The sequence below is a fragment of the Arenibacter sp. ARW7G5Y1 genome (assembly GCF_003201775.1).
Lineage (GTDB): Bacteria > Bacteroidota > Bacteroidia > Flavobacteriales > Flavobacteriaceae > Arenibacter.
In genome coordinates this window covers 182,125-199,888 of the sequence record NZ_QJJZ01000005.1, presented here as the reverse complement: position 1 = coordinate 199,888, position 17,764 = coordinate 182,125, and the positions used below count along the sequence as shown (strand labels likewise).

At 38.5% G+C, this 17,764-nt stretch carries 13 protein-coding genes; 9 read left to right on the top strand and 4 right to left on the bottom strand.

All coding sequences use genetic code 11. From position 1 onward, the window contains the following. Positions 1-14 precede the first annotated feature (14 nt). The 7 genes from C7972_RS09605 to C7972_RS09575 all read left to right on the top strand — a co-directional run bounded on the left by C7972_RS09605 (position 15) and on the right by C7972_RS09575 (position 11,050). On the top strand, positions 15-3,074 hold the full coding sequence (locus C7972_RS09605; protein WP_258364810.1) for a TonB-dependent receptor: 3,060 nt from the start codon (positions 15-17) through the stop codon (positions 3,072-3,074). A 3-nt stretch (positions 3,075-3,077) separates the two neighbouring features. After that, positions 3,078-4,643, top strand: coding sequence for a RagB/SusD family nutrient uptake outer membrane protein (locus C7972_RS09600; RefSeq protein WP_110355949.1), 1,566 nt, complete (start codon positions 3,078-3,080; stop codon positions 4,641-4,643). 28 nt (positions 4,644-4,671) lie between these two features. Continuing rightward, entirely contained in the window at positions 4,672-6,114 is a 1,443-nt protein-coding gene (locus C7972_RS09595; RefSeq protein WP_146216293.1) for a sulfatase, read from the top strand. A gap of 17 nt (positions 6,115-6,131) precedes the next feature. Beyond that, the gene (locus C7972_RS09590; RefSeq protein ID WP_110355947.1) at positions 6,132-6,791 is read left to right on the top strand and encodes a RagB/SusD family nutrient uptake outer membrane protein; all 660 of its coding nucleotides are present in this window, start codon (positions 6,132-6,134) and stop codon (positions 6,789-6,791) included. Between the two features lie 75 nt (positions 6,792-6,866). After that, entirely contained in the window at positions 6,867-8,642 is a 1,776-nt protein-coding gene (locus C7972_RS09585) for an arylsulfatase (protein WP_220020885.1), read from the top strand. Between the two features lie 106 nt (positions 8,643-8,748). Next, positions 8,749-10,452, top strand: coding sequence for a GMC oxidoreductase (locus C7972_RS09580; protein WP_258364809.1), 1,704 nt, complete (start codon positions 8,749-8,751; stop codon positions 10,450-10,452). A 4-nt stretch (positions 10,453-10,456) separates the two neighbouring features. Next, complete coding sequence (locus tag C7972_RS09575) at positions 10,457-11,050, top strand: gluconate 2-dehydrogenase subunit 3 family protein (RefSeq protein WP_110355946.1); 594 nt, start codon at positions 10,457-10,459, stop codon at positions 11,048-11,050. 236 nt (positions 11,051-11,286) lie between these two features. Here the strand turns inward: C7972_RS09575 and mnmE are convergent, their stop codons facing one another. Then, on the bottom strand, positions 11,287-12,684 hold the full coding sequence (gene mnmE, locus C7972_RS09570; protein ID WP_110355945.1) for a tRNA uridine-5-carboxymethylaminomethyl(34) synthesis GTPase MnmE: 1,398 nt from the start codon (positions 12,682-12,684) through the stop codon (positions 11,287-11,289). Positions 12,685-13,039: 355 nt separating this feature from the next. On the opposite strand from mnmE, the gene C7972_RS09565 reads away from it, so the two are divergent. Beyond that, complete coding sequence (locus tag C7972_RS09565; protein WP_146216292.1) at positions 13,040-13,492, top strand: hypothetical protein; 453 nt, start codon at positions 13,040-13,042, stop codon at positions 13,490-13,492. A 152-nt stretch (positions 13,493-13,644) separates the two neighbouring features. After that, positions 13,645-13,983: a DUF4870 domain-containing protein gene (locus tag C7972_RS09560; RefSeq protein WP_110355943.1), complete on the top strand. Its 339-nt coding sequence runs from the start codon at positions 13,645-13,647 to the stop codon at positions 13,981-13,983. A 115-nt stretch (positions 13,984-14,098) separates the two neighbouring features. On the opposite strand, the gene dnaN is transcribed toward C7972_RS09560, so the two are convergent. The 3 genes from dnaN to gldF all read right to left on the bottom strand — a co-directional run bounded on the left by dnaN (position 14,099) and on the right by gldF (position 17,759). Next, entirely contained in the window at positions 14,099-15,217 is a 1,119-nt protein-coding gene (gene dnaN / locus C7972_RS09555; RefSeq protein WP_110356072.1) for a DNA polymerase III subunit beta, read from the bottom strand. Between the two features lie 146 nt (positions 15,218-15,363). After that, on the bottom strand, positions 15,364-17,028 hold the full coding sequence (gene gldG / locus C7972_RS09550) for a gliding motility-associated ABC transporter substrate-binding protein GldG (RefSeq protein WP_110355942.1): 1,665 nt from the start codon (positions 17,026-17,028) through the stop codon (positions 15,364-15,366). Continuing rightward, a complete protein-coding gene (gene gldF / locus C7972_RS09545; RefSeq protein ID WP_110355941.1) occupies positions 17,028-17,759 on the bottom strand; it encodes a gliding motility-associated ABC transporter permease subunit GldF in 732 nt (243 codons plus the stop codon). Before gldF ends, gldG begins: the two co-directional genes overlap by 1 nt. Between the last annotated feature and the right edge of the window lie 5 nt (positions 17,760-17,764).

Genomic DNA, 17,764 nt, shown 5'->3' with positions numbered 1-17,764 from the left:
TTACCAGGGCCAAAATGAAAGCCTCGGTAATGGAGGTTGAAAGTGTAGTGACATCTGAACTACCTCAAATTTTGGTGTCCGGTACAATTACGGATCAAGATGGTACACCATTGCCAGGGGCAAATATTTTGGAGAAAGGCACTACAAATGGAACTCAAGCCGATTTTGATGGTAATTTTTCAATTTCTGTTGAAGATGAAAGTGCCGTTATTGTGATATCCTATGTTGGGTTCGCGACCAAGGAAGTAAACCTAAATGGAATGACAAATTTGACCATAACCTTAGTGGAAAGCGCTGCGGGATTGGACGAGGTAGTTATTGTAGGGTATGGGGCGCAAAAGAAGGTTAATTTAACTGGTGCTATTTCCACGGTAGAATTTGATGAGGAATTGGAGAATCGACCTATAACTAATGCTTCTCAGGCACTGGGAGGTACTGCGTCAGGTATATGGGTGAGCCAAAATTCCGGTAAACCGGGAAGTGATGAAGCTCAAATACGTATCAGAGGCTGGGGTACTCTAAATAATGCTAACCCTCTTATTATTGTAGATGGGGTTGAGGGCTCTTTTGATCAAATAAACCCAGATGATATAAAAAGTATTTCTGTACTTAAAGACGCAGCAAGTGCTGCCATCTACGGTTCAAAAGCTGCTAATGGGGTGGTTTTAGTTACTACAAAAACTGGAGGTCGTAATCAAGAAATGGAAGTAAATTTGAAGTCTTATGTGGGTATCCAATCATTGGGCAGGACATACGATTTGATTACAAATAGTGCGGAAAGTATGGAACTGAGTAATATAGCTTTAGTAAATGGAGGCGGCAGTCCTTTATTTTCTGAAGATTTAATTTCAGACTTTAGAAATGGGGGGGATTCCTATAAATATCCTAACACCGATTGGTATGATGCTTTGTTTAAATCGGCTACTATTAAGGAGCACAATATTTCTGTAAAAGGGGGGTCAGAGAGAACCAGTTCATATATATCTTTAAATTATTTAAATCAGCAAGGAATAATTCCTAACACCCAATCAGAAAGATATTCGGCTAGAATTAATGTAGAATCAAATGTTAAAGATTGGTTAACCTTAGGCGCAAGGGTAAATTATGTTAGAAGAAACTCGAAAGAACCTTACGCCGATGCCAGTTATGGTTCCCTAGGTCGTGTATATACCATGTTGAGTGGCGCAGCACCATATATTTCACCATATACAAAAGATGGCAGGTTTGGCTCGGTACAGGCAATAGACGAGAATGGTAGTCTTCTTTATGATAATAGGAATCCTTTGATTGATACTGCTAATGGGAAGACAACTACTGAAGAAAACTTCCTGACACTTAATGTTTATGCTAACGTTATATTTAATGACCAATTATCTCTAAAAACCACGATTTCCACAAATGGAAATTGGACACTAATGGATAAATACAACACTAGTGTTTTTGGATATACCGATACAGGTGTTGAAACAACAACTAAAAACTACAATAGAGAGGGGTTGGAGATGAACAGAACTCAAGTTTCAGGTATGCAAAATAATTTATTCTCAACTATAAACTATAATGAAAATTACGGTAGTCTGCATGATATTTCGGCTGTTGCAGGTATTCAGGTAGAAACGAACAAGCTACAAAATGTTTTTGCGCGTAGGACGAATCCGCCAAAAGAAGGCTTAACTCAAGTAGATGCGGGTACTTCAGGTGTCCAAGGAGAAGGAAATATTACGGCATTAAATATACTCTCTTATTTTGGTCGGATTAATTACACATTATCCGACAGATATTTGTTCGAGGCAAACTTTAGAGCTGATGGCTCTTCCAGATTTAGTAAGAAAAATAGATGGGGTTACTTCCCGGGATTCTCTGCGGGATGGAGACTTTCTCAAGAAAAATTCATACAAAATTTGGATGTTTTTTCCAATTTAAAATTACGAGCATCATGGGGGCAATTGGGAAATCAAAATTTATCGAGCTACTGGCCTTATTTAACTGTCATAAATCAAAGTAATGACTTGAGCTACAATTTTAATGGCGGTTTTTCTCCAGGCGCTGCAGTTACTTCATTGGTAGATGAAGATATCACTTGGGAAATGTCGTCAACGATTGATTTTGGTGTTGACCTTGGTCTGTTAGACGGGAAGATTAGCATAGAAGCTGATTATTTTCAAAAAACGACCAAAAACATTCTTGTACAATTACCCATTCCTCTAGTTCTAGGGGGAGTTGCACCTCCATTTGAAAACATAGGAGAAATGTCTAATAATGGATTTGAGTTTATCGTAAACTTTGACAATCATAGATTTGAAAGAAATCAGTTAGGTTTCAATGTAGGGGGTAATCTTACTTATATAGATAATAAAGTTACAAAGTTCCAAGGAGGAAATTCGCCTGATCAATTGTATTTAATAAGAGAAGGTTATTCCTATCGTTCCTTATATGGGTATAATGTAGACGGGATTTATCAATCCGACGAGGAGGCTCTAACGCATATGCATTCCAACGGTTTAAAACCAAGGGCCGGTAATTTAAGATATGAAGATGTAAATAATGACGGTAAATTAAATTTTGAAGATAAACAAAACTTGGGAAATACAATACCAAAATACACATTTGGATTGTCTTCTGGTTTAAAATACCAAGGGTTTGACCTGAACTTATTATTTCAAGGCATAGGAGGTGCAAATGTGTTTACTAGGAATAGTTTTACAAATATATCTTATGAAAATAGAGTTTTCTCAACCCGGTGGAGAGATGCTTGGACTCCACAAAATACTGATACAGATATGCCCAGTTTTAAGTTTGATAACTCATGGGATAATTCTGATTCTTCCTTTTGGGTTAGAAAAATTAACTATTTAAAATTGAAAAATATCCAAATGGGATATAGTTTTCATGATTCCATTAATTCTAGGTTAGGAATGGATAAAATATATATTTATGCTAATGCGCAAAATGTATTTACCATAGTTGATAAAAATTATGAAGGTTATGATCCAGAGAGGAATACATTCGATTCAGGAGGTAATTTTTATCCCATTCCCAGAATAATTTCAATAGGTATAAATCTTAATTTTTAAGTTATGAAATTCAAGAATATTTTAAGTAATATAATATTAAGTGTTTTGTTTTTGTCTGTAATTAGTTGTGATAAGGATTTTTTAGGAATCACTCCAGAGGACAAAATCACATCGAGTAATTTTCCTCAAAATGAAGCTGATATTCAGTTATTGTTAAGCGGTGTGTATAATGAGTTGCGCGAGGGCCGTAATATTTGGGATCAGATTATGTTTGGTTTTGGAATGCTAGATGGCGCGACCCCTAATTCTTATAATTGGGGTAACACAAATGTTACAAAAATAGGAAATGGGTCACTTTCTAGTGGGGATAATGGTTTTTTAACATTTCGATGGACTAAATGCTATGCACTGATTTTCAAGGCAAATTACCTTTTGGAAGCGATTGAAGCGGTAGAACTGAATGAAGATTCCAAATCCAGTATTATAGGTGAAGCTCATTTTTTAAGAGGGCTAGCCTATTCCATATTGGCCGAAACTTATGGGGGCGTTCCAATTATAGAATCTACAATTTCTACGGAAGAATCGAAAAAATTAAGTCGGGCTTCTATCCAAGACACCTGGGATTTTGTTATTTCTGACTATGACATTGCTATTGACAAGCTTAAGGTAGATGCACCGGAGGTTGGAAGGGCTACAAAGGGAGCGGCATTAGGAATGAAGATGAGGTCTTATTTATATCAAAATAAATTTGAGATGGTTTTAAAAGTAATAGATGAAATTGATGCACTTAATAAATATGCTCTTTTCCCAAGTTACGATGGCTTGTTCAAGAAGGAAAATGAGAATAACCAGGAAGTCCTTTTTGATGTTCAATATATAAGCGGCGAAAATTCACAAGGATCAATGCACGATCAGTATTCGGGAATTGGTACTGGAAGTTTTACAAGGGGGAGTAGATATGTACCTACTCAAGATTTAATTGATGCCTATGAAATGATTGATGGTTCAGATATTGATCCTGACAATCCATATACAGGTAGAGATCCTCGGATGGAAATTACTTGTGTCGTACCAGGTGCCTACTTTTTAGGTTATCGCTTTCCCAACTATATTTACCCAGGAGGTGCATACAACCACCCAGGGTGCCAACTAAAACAATTTAGTGCTAGAAAATATCAAATTGAACCAGAATCTGAACTTCCTCCCCCTGGACAGTCTGATTTAAACTACATCGTTATGCGATACGCAGATGTAATCTTATCCAAAGCTGAGGCAATTATTGAAACCGACGGTAATATTGATGAGGCAATTAACCTGATTAATAGGATTAGAACGGAAAGAGATGATGTGAAAATAACCTCTCTTCCTTTAGGACTTTCACAAGAAGAAGCCCGTGAAAAATTGAGACATGAACGACGAATAGAGTTCGCTTTTGAGGGGCTTTATTGGTCAGATATAAAGAGATGGAATATTGGAAAGGACATTTACCCGTATGAAGTTCGAAATTATGATGGCGGAATAATTGAAACAAAATTTCCGGGGGGTTATTTGGAATATTATAATTTATTACCCATTCCCGATAGTGAAATTTCGCTTAATAATAACCTTGTTCAGAATCCTGGATGGTAGTTATTTTTTAACCTATAAAATTATTATAATGAAAAATTATTTTTTGATAGCATTTCAATTTTTAATAGCAACGACTTATGTGTCGGCTGTAGACACCCCAAAACCTCCAAATATTATAGTAATATTTTGTGATGATTTAGGTTTTGCAGATTTATCAAGTTATGGATCCATTTGGAATCAAACTCCAGAAATTGATCAGATGGCAGTTGAGGGGTTGCGTTTTACCAATTTTTATGCTGGGGCACCTGTTTGCACTCCATCCAGAGCTGGTTTGATGACTGGTTGTTATGCCAGACGTGTTGATATGGATTTAGATGCTAAAAATCGCTGGGTCCTTTTTCCAGTGGCTGAAAAAGGTATAAACCCTAAGGAAATTACCTTACCTGAAGTTTTAAAGGCTGAGGGGTACTCTACGGCTATTTTTGGTAAATGGCACTTAGGGGACCAACCGGAATTTTTTCCTACAAGACATGGGTTTGATTATTGGTTTGGATTGCCTTATTCAAATGATATGGAAGTCATAAAGAGGGAAGACCCTCCACTACCACTGATGCGCAACGATAAGATTATTCAACAATCTAAAGAACTTAAAGTTTTTGATCAATCTACCCTAACAAAACGTTATACCGACGAAGCTATACAATGGATTGATAAAAACAAAAAGAAGCCGTTCTTTTTGTATCTGGCCCATACAATGCCTCATAACCCTGTTGCCGCACGTTCTGAGTTTTATAGTCGTACTGTAAATCCAGAAAAAGGATTTGGAGCATCAGTGGCTGAAATAAGTTGGTCTACCGGAGAAATCCTATCATATTTAAGAAAAGAGAATCTCGACGAAAACACCTTAGTGATTTTTACTTCCGATAACGGAGGTAACCCCCATTGGGGAGCAAGTAATGGGATTTTAAAAGGAAAAAAAGGACAAACTACTGAAGGAGGAATTCGAGTCCCTTGCATTGCGTGGTGGCCGGGAAAAATCAAACCTGGCACAACATGTAATGCCCCTGCATCCGTAATTGATTTTTATGCTACCTTTTCTTCTTTAGCAAACATTGATATAGATAGTGAGGTGAAAAGAGATGGTATGGATATTTCCCAATACTTTTTTAATCCAAAAAAAGAAGTTGAACCTAGACCTTTCTATTATTGGCATGTGGGATATTTAGAAGCAGTCAGATATGGTAATTGGAAACTTAATTTAACAGGTGAGTTTACTGATGATGCCAAAAAGAATATAGCCAATAGTACATACTCGGATATTCGTTCACTGGAGCAAATCCAATTGTACGATTTGTACAACGACCCAGGAGAGACGGTTGATGTTTCAAAAGAGCACCCTGAAATTGTTCATAAATTGTTGGGGATGGCTGAAAAGGAAAGGATTGCACTTGGAGAATGGACGAATAAGGGGCCTGAGGTTAGGGAAACTCTTTATATTAAAAATCCACAGCCCTTGATAAAAGGGCGTTAATTACAAGAGTTATTTGGGTGCTAACAAGGTCGGCTAGTGGGGCCGTTGGTAATACAGGTGCCGCACAATATATTAATGCACACACGTTCCCTACAGATTATCCTTTACTTCCCAATCAATCCGTATATGCAGCTAAAACTTATTTTTTCGATTCTTTCGTTAATTCGTTTGAGGCAAATGATACTAGAAAAAATATGATAGTTACTGAATATACAAATACAAATGGAGAATTCATCCAGCTTCTTGGCAATAATAAATCACTTTCGCTGAAGTATGAGTTTGATCCCAATGCAAATGGACCAGGAGGAGGTAATGATGTTCCAGTAGTGAGGTATTCGGATATTTTATTGTCTTTGAGCGAAGCCTTGAATGAAATTGACGGCCCAAACCAAGAATCGGTTGACCTTATTAATGAAGTTAGGAATAGGGCTGGAGCAAGTTCCTTAAATTTAAGTTCCTTTCCAACGAAAGAGGATTTTAGGGATAAGATTATGTTGGAAAGAGAATTGGAATTCTACGCTGAAGCACTAAGCCGCGAGGATCAAATTAGAGCAGGTACATTTATACAAAAAGCTGTTGATCGAGGAAAAATTGCCGATACGCACAATGTTTTATTTCCTATTCCATTAGCTGAAATCAACAGAAACCCTAATTTAATACAAAACACAGGGTATTAAAAGAAGACCTGTGGGACTTTCTTTGATTGGCCCACAGGTTTTAATAAAGTGGTTACATTGTTAATTTAACGTATTATGAAAAATAAAAGAAAAATTGCGGTTATTTCCATTATTGCTATTTTCTCTTTAGGGTTTGGGCTTCGTAATTCCATGAAGTCTGAAAAAAAGGAGGCCATTGGTATTGTGAAAAAGGAAAAGCGCCCAAACATTATTTTGATTATGGCAGATGATATGGGGTATTCAGATATAGGCTGCTATGGAGGGGAAATAAATACCCCTAACCTTGATAAATTGGCGGCCAACGGCCTTCGCTTCTCCCAATTCTATAATACTTCCCGTTGTTGCCCTACCCGCGCATCTCTGTTGACTGGGCTTTACCCTGCTCAAACTGGGATTGGGATGATGACCAATGATGAAGGGGAAATAGGATATAGGGGAGATTTAAATAATCAATGTGTTACCATTGCAGAGGTTTTGAAATCAGCTGGGTATCAAACCTATATGTCAGGGAAATGGCACGTGACCAAACACTTGACAGATGTTGATTCACTGAAGTATAATTGGCCGCGCCAACGCGGGTTTGATAAATTCTATGGTACCGTCATAGGTGCAGGGAGTTTCTGGGATCCGTATACCCTTGCACGTAATAATTCCCTAATTACCCCAGATAATGATTTAAAGTACCAGCCAGAGCAATTTTATTATACCGATGCCATAAGTGATAATGCTGTTAAATATATTAAAGAGTATAAATCAGAAGAGAGTACCGATCCCTTTTTTATGTATGTTTCCTATACGGCCGCTCATTGGCCTTTACATGCTCCCGAGGAGGAGATTGAGAAGTATAAGGGTAAGTACGATCAGGGCTTTGATGCCATAAGACAAAAAAGATTTGAAAAATTAAAGCAATCAGGTCTCTTGAATGATAAATGGGAAATTACAAAACCCATTGCTGATTGGGATACGGTGCAAAACAAAGCGTGGCATATAAGAAATATGGAGGTATATGCAGCAATGGTTACGGTAATGGATACGGGTATAGGCAAAATTATTCAAGAACTGGAAAAAAATGGAGATATTGAAAACACTCTCATTTTGTTTCTTCAGGATAATGGAGCTTGTGCCGAGGAATTGGAATGGGTTAGTGGAAAAGGATCCAGAGAAGCTCTTTCGGATATGTCGACATTTGAGCCCATGGGGAAAAATGAAATTCAAATGGAAATGTTCCCTACAAAGACAAGGGATGGTTACCCGGTCGTTTTGCAAAGCACCAAGGTTTTATCTGGATCAGATCAAACGTATAATGCCTACGGTCCAACTTGGGCAAATGTGTCCAATACACCCTTCAGGAAGTTTAAGCACTGGGTTAACGAGGGGGGAATATCCACTCCCCTTATAGCGTATTGGCCATCGCAGATTAAGGGTAAGGGTGAATTAAGACATCAAACTTCACATTTGATTGATATTATGGCCACCTGTGTTGATGTTGCAGGTGCAACCTACCCCCAAGTTTATAAAGGAGATGTAATAACTCCAATGGAGGGCAAGAGTCTGATTCCTGTTTTCTTGAATAATCAAATGTTGGATAGGGATGCAATTTATTTTGAACATGAAGGTAACCGGGCCATTAGGCAACAAAAATGGAAATTGGTGTCAAAGGCCAATAGCAATTCGGGGATTTATAAAAAGGTAGACCAACTGCCAATCGATCAATGGGAATTGTATGATATGGAGAATGACAGAACGGAAACCCATGACTTGGCAAAACAATACCCTGAAATAGTCAAGGAACTTTGGCAAAAATGGCATGAATGGGCAAAAAGAACCAATACGATTCCCAAGCCGATATAATCAATAAATGTTTATTAAAACTAAGTGGGATTATGGCAGGCTAGAACCAAATCCAAATAAGCACTAGTTATGTTACAATATGTAACGCCTCCAAAAATTAAGAGTAATGAAAGATATTTATATACAAGGTAAGGGAAAGATGTCACATACATATGATGTTATAGTGATAGGGTCCGGAATGAGTGGAGGTTGGGCGGCCAAGGAATTTTGTGAGAAAGGGTTAAAAACCTTGGTTCTAGAACGGGGTAGGCTGGTTGAACATATTAAAGATTACCCAACAGCCAACCTAGACCCCTGGGATATGGAAAATGCGGGAGCAATGACACCGGAGGAATCCAGCCCATACAAAAACCAGATGCGAAGTGGCTTTGTTAGTAATTACAACAAGCATTTTTTTGTCGATGACGAAAAAAACCCTTACATAGAAAAAAAACGATTCGATTGGATAAGAGGATATCAGACAGGAGGACGTTCTTTAACATGGGGGAAACATTGTTACCGTTGGAGCGATCTGGATTTTGAGGCCAATGTTAAGGAGGGGGTGGCCATTGACTGGCCTATACGATACAAGGACATTAGGCCTTGGTATGATTATGTTGAAAGGTATATTGGCGTAAGTGGTCAAAAATTAGGACTTAAACAATTACCGGATGGCCAGTTTTTGAAACCGATGGATTTAAATTGTTTGGAAACACAGGTTAAGGAAAGGGTTGCGAAAAAATTTGAGGGCCGTGTTATAACCATTGGTCGTGTAGCACATTTGACAGAACCATTGGAGGGAAGTGATAGAGGTACCTGTCAATTCAGGAACAGATGTAGTAGGGGTTGTCCCTATGGAGCATATTTCAGCGCCAATGCAGTCACACTTCCTGCGGCAGCGAAGACCGGGAATATGACACTAAGACCACATTCTATTGTGCAAGAAATCTTATACGATGAAAATAAAGGTAAAGCCAAAGGGGTGCGGATTGTTGATCAAGAAACCAATGAATCAATAGAATTTTTTGCCGAATTAATTTTTTGTAATGCCTCAACAGTTGGCAGTACAGCGATTCTATTGAATTCAAAATCCAATCGATTTCCTGAAGGTATGGGTAACGATAGTGGGGAATTAGGCCACAATATGATGGACCACCATTATTTCGCTGGAGCTACGGGGAAATATAGAGGTTTAAAAGATGGGTACTATGAAGGTAGAAGACCCAACGGAATCTATGTTCCCAGATATAGAAATATTGACAACCAAAGTAAATCGGATCATTTTATTAGAGGTTATGGTTATCAAGGAGGGGCGGAACGAGAGACGTGGAACTGTGGGGCAGGTGCCAAAGGGTTTGGATCTAATTTTAAGGATTCTCTTCTGAAACCAGGGGAGTGGACCATGTTTATGAACGGATTTGGTGAATGTTTGCCTTACCATGAAAACAGAATATATTTAGATGATAGCAAAAAAGACCAATGGGGTTTTCCACAGGTTGTTTTTGATGCCGAATTTAAAGAAAACGAACTTAAAATGAGGGAGCAAATTAAAATAGACGCCGCTGAAATGTTGGAAGCCGGAGGGTTGACCGATATAGAAATTTTTGATGAGATAGGTGGTGTAGGCAAAGGAGTTCACGAAATGGGTACTGCAAGAATGGGTAAGAATTCTAAAACCTCAGTACTGAATGGGAACAATCAGATTCATGCGGTACCAAACGTTTATGTAACAGATGGGGCCTGTATGACTTCGTCATCTTGTGTAAATCCGTCAATAACCTATATGGCGTTAACGGCTAGAGCGGTTGATCATGCCGTGAAAAATTCGTAATAATATGGAACGTAGAGAAGCTTTAAAACTGTGTGCAGGGTTTGTAGGGTATAGTCTATCCGGAATAGTTTTATCGACTATGCTAGAAGGATGCAAGGCTGATAAAGGGAAAGATTGGACTCCTATTTTCTTTACTAGAGACCAGTCCATTGCGATTGCTGATATAGCGGACCATATATTGCCAAGGAATGAAACCCCAGGAGCTAAGGATATAATGGTTGATCGCTTCATTGATAAATTCGTAGCAACTTGTTTTGAAAAAAATAAACAACAAGAATTTTTAAAAGGACTGGAGGACTTTCAGGTATTCTGCCAGGAACATGCAGGAAATAAGTTTGAAAATTGCAGTAATGTGGAAAAGGATGACATTCTGATTAAAAAAGAGAAAGTGCCATATAAAGCTGCCGAATATAGATGGGGTAATAAAATATCGGAAGAAGAGGGACCGTCTTTTTATCGACAATTAAAGGGCTTAATATTATTGGCCTATTTTAGTTCGGAAGAAATAGGTAAAAATGTATTGAATTATGATCCAGTGCCTGGAAAATATATTGGGTGCAAGCCTCTGAAAGAAATAGGTAACAATTGGTCACTATAGATGAGATAATAAAATTGACTATAAGGAACTTACCAGTCGCTTCTTTTTATTGATTGTCGGATCCATATTTTTATGGAAGTACATCGACATATTTTTTTGTGGCAAATATATAAATGCTCATGTCCCAGTACCCATAAAGTATAATGCACCGTGGGATAGTGGATTGGATAAAATACTTTAAAAGATTTTGTTGGATTAGTTGTTGAAGGAACAATGGGAAACTGTTGTTCTTTTTTTTATTTCCCAATGCAAAAATTGGCAAAAATATTTCCCAAAAGTTCGTCATTGGTCACTTGTCCCGTAATTTCCCCTAGATGGTAAAGGGCTTCCCTGACATCTATGGCCAAGAGATCGCTGGGTGTATCCTCATCCATGCCAAATTGTACCTTTTCTATCTCTTCCAGGGCCTTTAAAAGGGAACTGTAATGTCTGGTGTTGGTTACAATGGTCTCGCTATTGCGCAGGGCTCCCGTATTTACAAAATCCAATAAGCGCGACTTCAGTGTTTCCACCCCTTGTCCGGTTTTGGCGGACAGCAAATGCAGTCCTGAAATTTGGGATTGTAGATCTTTGATTTGTTCCTTATCCAACCTATCCACCTTATTGGCAATTACCAATAAAGGTTTTTGAGGATATTTAGTTTTTATTTTTTCCAGTTCCTTTATGCTGTTCTTTAACTTATCTGCATGGGTAGCCATTTGCCAAGCATCTACCAATAGTACAACCACCTGGGCCTGTTCTATTTTCTCAAAAGTTTTTTTTATCCCTATACTTTCCACCACATCCTTGGTATCCCTAATTCCGGCGGTGTCTATAAACCGAAAACCTATACCTTCTATCACGATCTCATCCTCTATGGTATCCCTGGTGGTTCCCGCAATATCGCTTACAATGGCCCGTTCCTCATTTAAGAGGGCATTGAGCAAGGTAGATTTTCCCACATTGGGTTCCCCAACAATGGCGATGGGAATCCCGTTCTTTATTACGTTGCCTACTGCGAAGGAATCGATCAAACGCTTTAAGATTCGCTGTATCTTAACGAGTAGTTTCTTAAACTGGGTCCGATCCGCAAATTCTACGTCCTCCTCTGCAAAGTCCAGTTCCAGTTCCATTAACGAGGCAAAGTTTAATAACTGGTCCCTCAATTTTTTTATTTCATTGCTAAATCCACCCCTCATTTGCTGAATGGCGATTTGGTGGCTTGATTCGTTGTCCGAGGCAATTAGATCCGCGACGGCCTCGGCCTGACTCAAGTCCATTTTACCATTCAAAAAGGCGCGTAGGGTAAATTCTCCTGCAGTAGCCATACGGCAACCGTTTCTTAGGAACAACTGAATAATTTGTTGTTGTATATAAGGGGAGCCATGACAGGAGATTTCCACAACATCTTCACCTGTATAAGAGTGTGGACCTTTAAAAAGTGATAATAGGACTTCATCCAACATCTTGTCATTTTCCGTTATATGTCCCAAATGAATAGTATGGCTCCTTTGTTTTTTTAAATCCTTGCCTCTAATCGATTTGAAGAAGGGATCTGCCAGGGCAATGGCATCTTTCCCAGAAATACGGATTACTGCTATGGCACCGGCCCCTGAGGGGGTAGCCAAGGCAATGATGTTGTCGTTGGTAGTCATAGCATTAAAATTGATGGTAAAAATACAATATAAAATTTTCAAACCATTTCTTAATTACCCTTAGGCCCTATCGATTTTTAATTGTTTATGGGTTGTTATGGGAATGTTGTATCCCCAAGAATACCTCTATGCCGACAAGGCGGGCTAAAGGCCAGAGTAACTTTAATTGATTGATAATCCGTTATTCGGGATTTGCCTTATTTCGAATCCACGCTTTAAAGTCCAATACAATGATTTTAATCATGATAATTGTAGGATAAATTGCGTAATTTCGATGGTGATCAAAAACAACGTAAAAGAACCTTATAACGTTTGGGTATCCAGGGGTTTTAGGTCATTCAATTTAATACTGCCTATGAAAATGATTAGAGTTATTACCTTATGTGCAGCGGTTTTTTTCTGCCAAATCACCATGGCACAGGAAACCTCTGTTCCGGTTATTCCTGTGGGAAATACGGAACAGATGGAGCAGGCCAAAATTTTAGAGGAAGCCAAGGAGGCCAAGGAAGTTCAAAAGAGGATAGATAAGGCCGAAAGGGATGCCATGAAGGCAGAAAAAGCACAAAAGAAGGCAGAAAAGAAACTTAAAAAAAGGGAAAAACTAACTTCCGACATAGATTCCAAGAAAAGGTCTATTGCCAAGGATACAAGAAAAATAGAAAAGCTTCAGGAGAAAATGACCAAGGACCAAGAAAAGGGAAAATTATCCCCTTTGGCCATAGAGAAATTGAACCTGAAGATCGACAAATTGGAGAAGGGCATTCAAAAAGACAAAGAGAAATTGGACAGATTGGGGCGCAAACAATAGTAGGCCCATTAGGATTTGTAAATACGGTATACTGGGATATGTAACAAATGGAGAGTTTATTCGTCCTATGATTATGGAAACTAAATTATATTACTAAGACATAGTATCTCAGTAAAATTTTTCAACCTATAACAACGTATTAAAAGTAACAGATGAAGGTAGAGAATAGACAATTGTTGGTGTGGACCCATTTGAGTCAATTATTGGATATAGTTACAGGATTTGGTGGGTTTATAGTTCCTTTGGTCTTGTGGCTAACACAAAGGGATGCCATAATGAACATGGATGAAAACGGAAAATCGATTATTAATTTTCAGATCAGCATGTTCATATATATACTACTTTGTATCCCGTTGATATTACTCCTTGGCATTGGAATATTAGGGATAATTGCGGTAGCAGTGCTTTGTTTCGTGTATCCTATTGTCAATGCCATAAAGGTGTCCAATGGCGAAAAACCTCATTATCCGCTGAGCATAAAATTTGTGTAGCCAAAAACATTTTTGTTTAGGACAAAAAAGCCGTATTTCATTTGAAATACGGCTTTTTTTATATAAAAAAAGTGGGGTGTATTTTTAATTCAACTGTTGGGTCGAATATTTATTTCTAACTGTTCAGCATTACTGGCATTACCAACATGGTGACATTTTCACCTTCGTCCAAACCGTCGATAGGGGTAAGGATACCAGCTCTGTTGGGGAGGCTCATTTCCAATTGTACGTCATCCGAAGTAAGGTTGTTCAGCATTTCCACCAGGAATCTGGAGTTAAATCCTATCTGCATGTCGTCGCCCTGATAGGAACAGGTCAACCGTTCTTCCGCCTTATTGCTGTAGTCTATATCCTCAGCGGAAATATTAAGTTCCGCGCCTGCAATTTTTAATCGAATTTGGTGAGTGGTCTTATTGGAGAATATGGAAACCCTTCTAACGGAACTTAAGAGTTGCGTTCTGGCAATCGAAAGTTTATTTGGATTTTCCTTAGGGATTACCGCCTCGTAATTTGGGTATTTACCATCGATCAATCTACAGATCAGGATGGTATTTTCAAAACTGAATTTGGCGTTACTTTCATTGTATTCAATAAGTACTTCCGTTTCGCTACCGGCCAAGATCCCCTTTAATAAATTCAGAGGTTTTTTGGGCATGATAAATTCGGCTACTTTGGAAGCGGTAATATCGGTACGTTGGTATTTTACCAATTTATGGGCATCAGTGGCCACAAAGGTTAAACTCTCTGGGGAAAATTGAAAAAAGACGCCGCTCATCACAGGTCGTAGATCATCGTTTCCTGCCGCAAAAATAGTTTTGTTGATGGCAGTAGCCAATATATCCCCAAGTATGGTGGTAGAGCTTGGATTTGATAATTCAACCGATTTTGGAAATTCCGCCCCATCTGCGTAGGCCAATGCATATTTACCGTGGTTAGAGCTGATTTCAACAGTATTGTTATCCTCAACAACGAAAGTTAAGGGCTGTTCAGGAAAGGTTTTTAAAATTTCCAATAACAGTTTTGCGGGAACGGCAATGGTTCCCTCATTGTCAGAATCGACCTCTAATACAGAACTCATGGTGGTTTCCAAATCGGAAGCGGAAACAGTGAGTTCTTTTTGATTTAAATCGAAGAGAAAATTGTCTAGAATAGGTAAGGTATTACTGTTATTGATGACCCCACCTAAAACTTGGAGTTGTTTTAGTAAATAAGTGCTAGATACTATAAATTTCATTGGTTTAATTTTTTTTAAGGAATCTACATTATTGTACAACCTAAAACAGTGTATAATTATCTGTTTGAATCCGCAATATTCCTTCGATTACGGTCAAAACAAAGATATTTTAAATGTCCTTTTTAAGGAAACAAACTTATCAACACTTATACCCCATATTTTTTCTTGCGAATGGCGTTAATTAGGAATCCAAAAATAAGGGTCAAACACAGTGGTAGGCCAATATTTATCAACTGCCATTTGGTTTTTTGGTCGTTAATTTTTTCTTCATCCAAGAAAGGAATGGATACTTTCTTGTTGCGAATGTTTATAAGTCCGGTATCGTCCAATAGGTAATTAAGGCAATTTATGAGAAATTCTTTGTTGCCAAAAAAGTTGTTTGTCCATTTATCATAACCCAATTCCAAAGGTCTCCCATTACGTACTTGGTTTCTGATAAGATCCCCGTCCGAAAGCACTATCATTTTGTTTTCAGGACCTTGATCCACTATTTTGTTCAGCTTAAGTGGTTTTACCCGGTTCAGGAAGGTGGATTGAAAGGCTCCTTCTATTAATACTCCCAATATCTTGTTGCCATCATTATATAAGTCTTTATCCGGCGGTGTATTAATAACGTCCAGTTGAATCTGTTTGGGAACTCCTTCGGTTTTGGATAAGGGCGAGCTACTGAGCAGGATCTGTTTACTATACTTGCCGGCAAGGGTATCCAAACTTCCTGTGAACTGGAATCTGACCGCTTCCAAATTGTTATTTATGGAATGGTCGTTTTTGGAAAATACCATTGGATTGTAGTACCATGGAACAGGGTTGTATTGGGAACTGTTTCCCTCTCCGGTCGCCAAAACTATTTGCGTAAAATATAGGTCGTTCACCAAGTCGGTATTTAACCGAACCCCGTATTTAAAGAAAAAATCGTTTAGGTTAAGATTCCGTGGCATGGCCATGGCGGAGCCAGTTTCATTGAAAAGGCTATCCAGTTCCATGGCCACTTGGTCTATGAGCCAAAGCGACTTGCCTCCTCCGGTAATGTACTGATCTAAAATAAATTTCTCTTCATCGGTAAAGGTCTCTGTAGGTTTAGCAATAAGGGCAAGATCAAACCCCTTTAATTGTTCCAGGACCTTTTCCGGATTGGTGGCCACCGAGTCCAAGGTAATGGCACCTATATTGTAATAATCCCTTATGGAGGTCAAATAATCGGCCATGAAAATATCGCCCAATTCACCATTGCCCTTAATGATGGCTATTTTTTTCTTTTCCTGGATATTCAATTTTGTAAAGGCGTCTGCAAAGGCGTATTCCAAATGTTGGACAGAATTGTTTACCCTCTCTTCCGTGGAGGCACCAAGTTTATTCTTTAATAAGGGAACCTTTACGGTACTATTGTTGTAATTGACCATGGCCCAGGGAAAAATAATCTCCTGGGAAACTTTGCCATTCTGTTCAATGGTAACGTTGGTAGGGGTAAGGCCCAAACCTTGTAAATCTGTGATAACCCCATCAATTTGTGATGCCCCTTCAAGTGGATTAACAAAATTGAACTTTATATTATTGTTTTTTGATGCAAATTCCTCCAACAACTGCCGGGTTTCCAACTTCAACTTTATAAATTCGGGAGGAAGATTTCCATCCAGTAATATATCGATTATCACAGGGGCGCTAAACGCTCCAACAGAATTTATGGATGCCTGGGATAGTGTATATCTACCGTCTTCCGTAAGATCTAATCTTGTGTAGAAAAAACTGGCCAGTATATTTGCGAGTACCAGCAGTGCAAGTGCCTTGGTTATAGATAATAATCTTTTTTTCATTATCTATTTATATTTTTTAGTTGAATAATGGTCAGGTAGAGAAAGAACAGGGTTAAGCCGGTAAAATAAATAATATCCCTCGTATCCAAGACGCCTCTGGCAATACTTTCAAAATGGGCCTTCATTCCTAACTGTTCCACAAAAAGTATCATGGGGCCTGAGGGCAATATGGTGGACAAACTTTCGAATCCGTACAACATAACGAAGCACAGAACCATACCGATAATAAAGGCTACTATCTGGTTTTCGGACAGGGTAGAGGCAAATAATCCAATGGCGGTATAGCTAGCGATTAAAAATAAGAGCCCAAAATAAGAACCCAGCACCATACCCATATCCAAATTGCCTATGGTTACCCCCAATTGGGAAATGGTATACACATAGAGCAGTGTGGGCAATATAGCGATCAAAGCCAAACAAAAGGTACCCAGAAATTTTCCAATAACCGTTTCCCATAGGGAGATGGGCTTTATAAAAAGAAGTTCCAAAGTGCCTAGTTTTTTTTCCTCGGAAAAACTTTTCATGGTAATGGCAGGGATCAGAAAAAGAAAGACCCATGGGGCAAGAAGAAAGAAATTGCCAAGATCGGCAAAACCGTATTCAAAAATATTAAAGGGCCCCTTAAATACCCACAGAAACAATCCGTTGAGCACCAAAAATAATCCTACGACCAAATAGCCTATGGGCGAGGTGAAAAATGATTGTATTTCTCTTTTAAATATGGCAATCATGTATA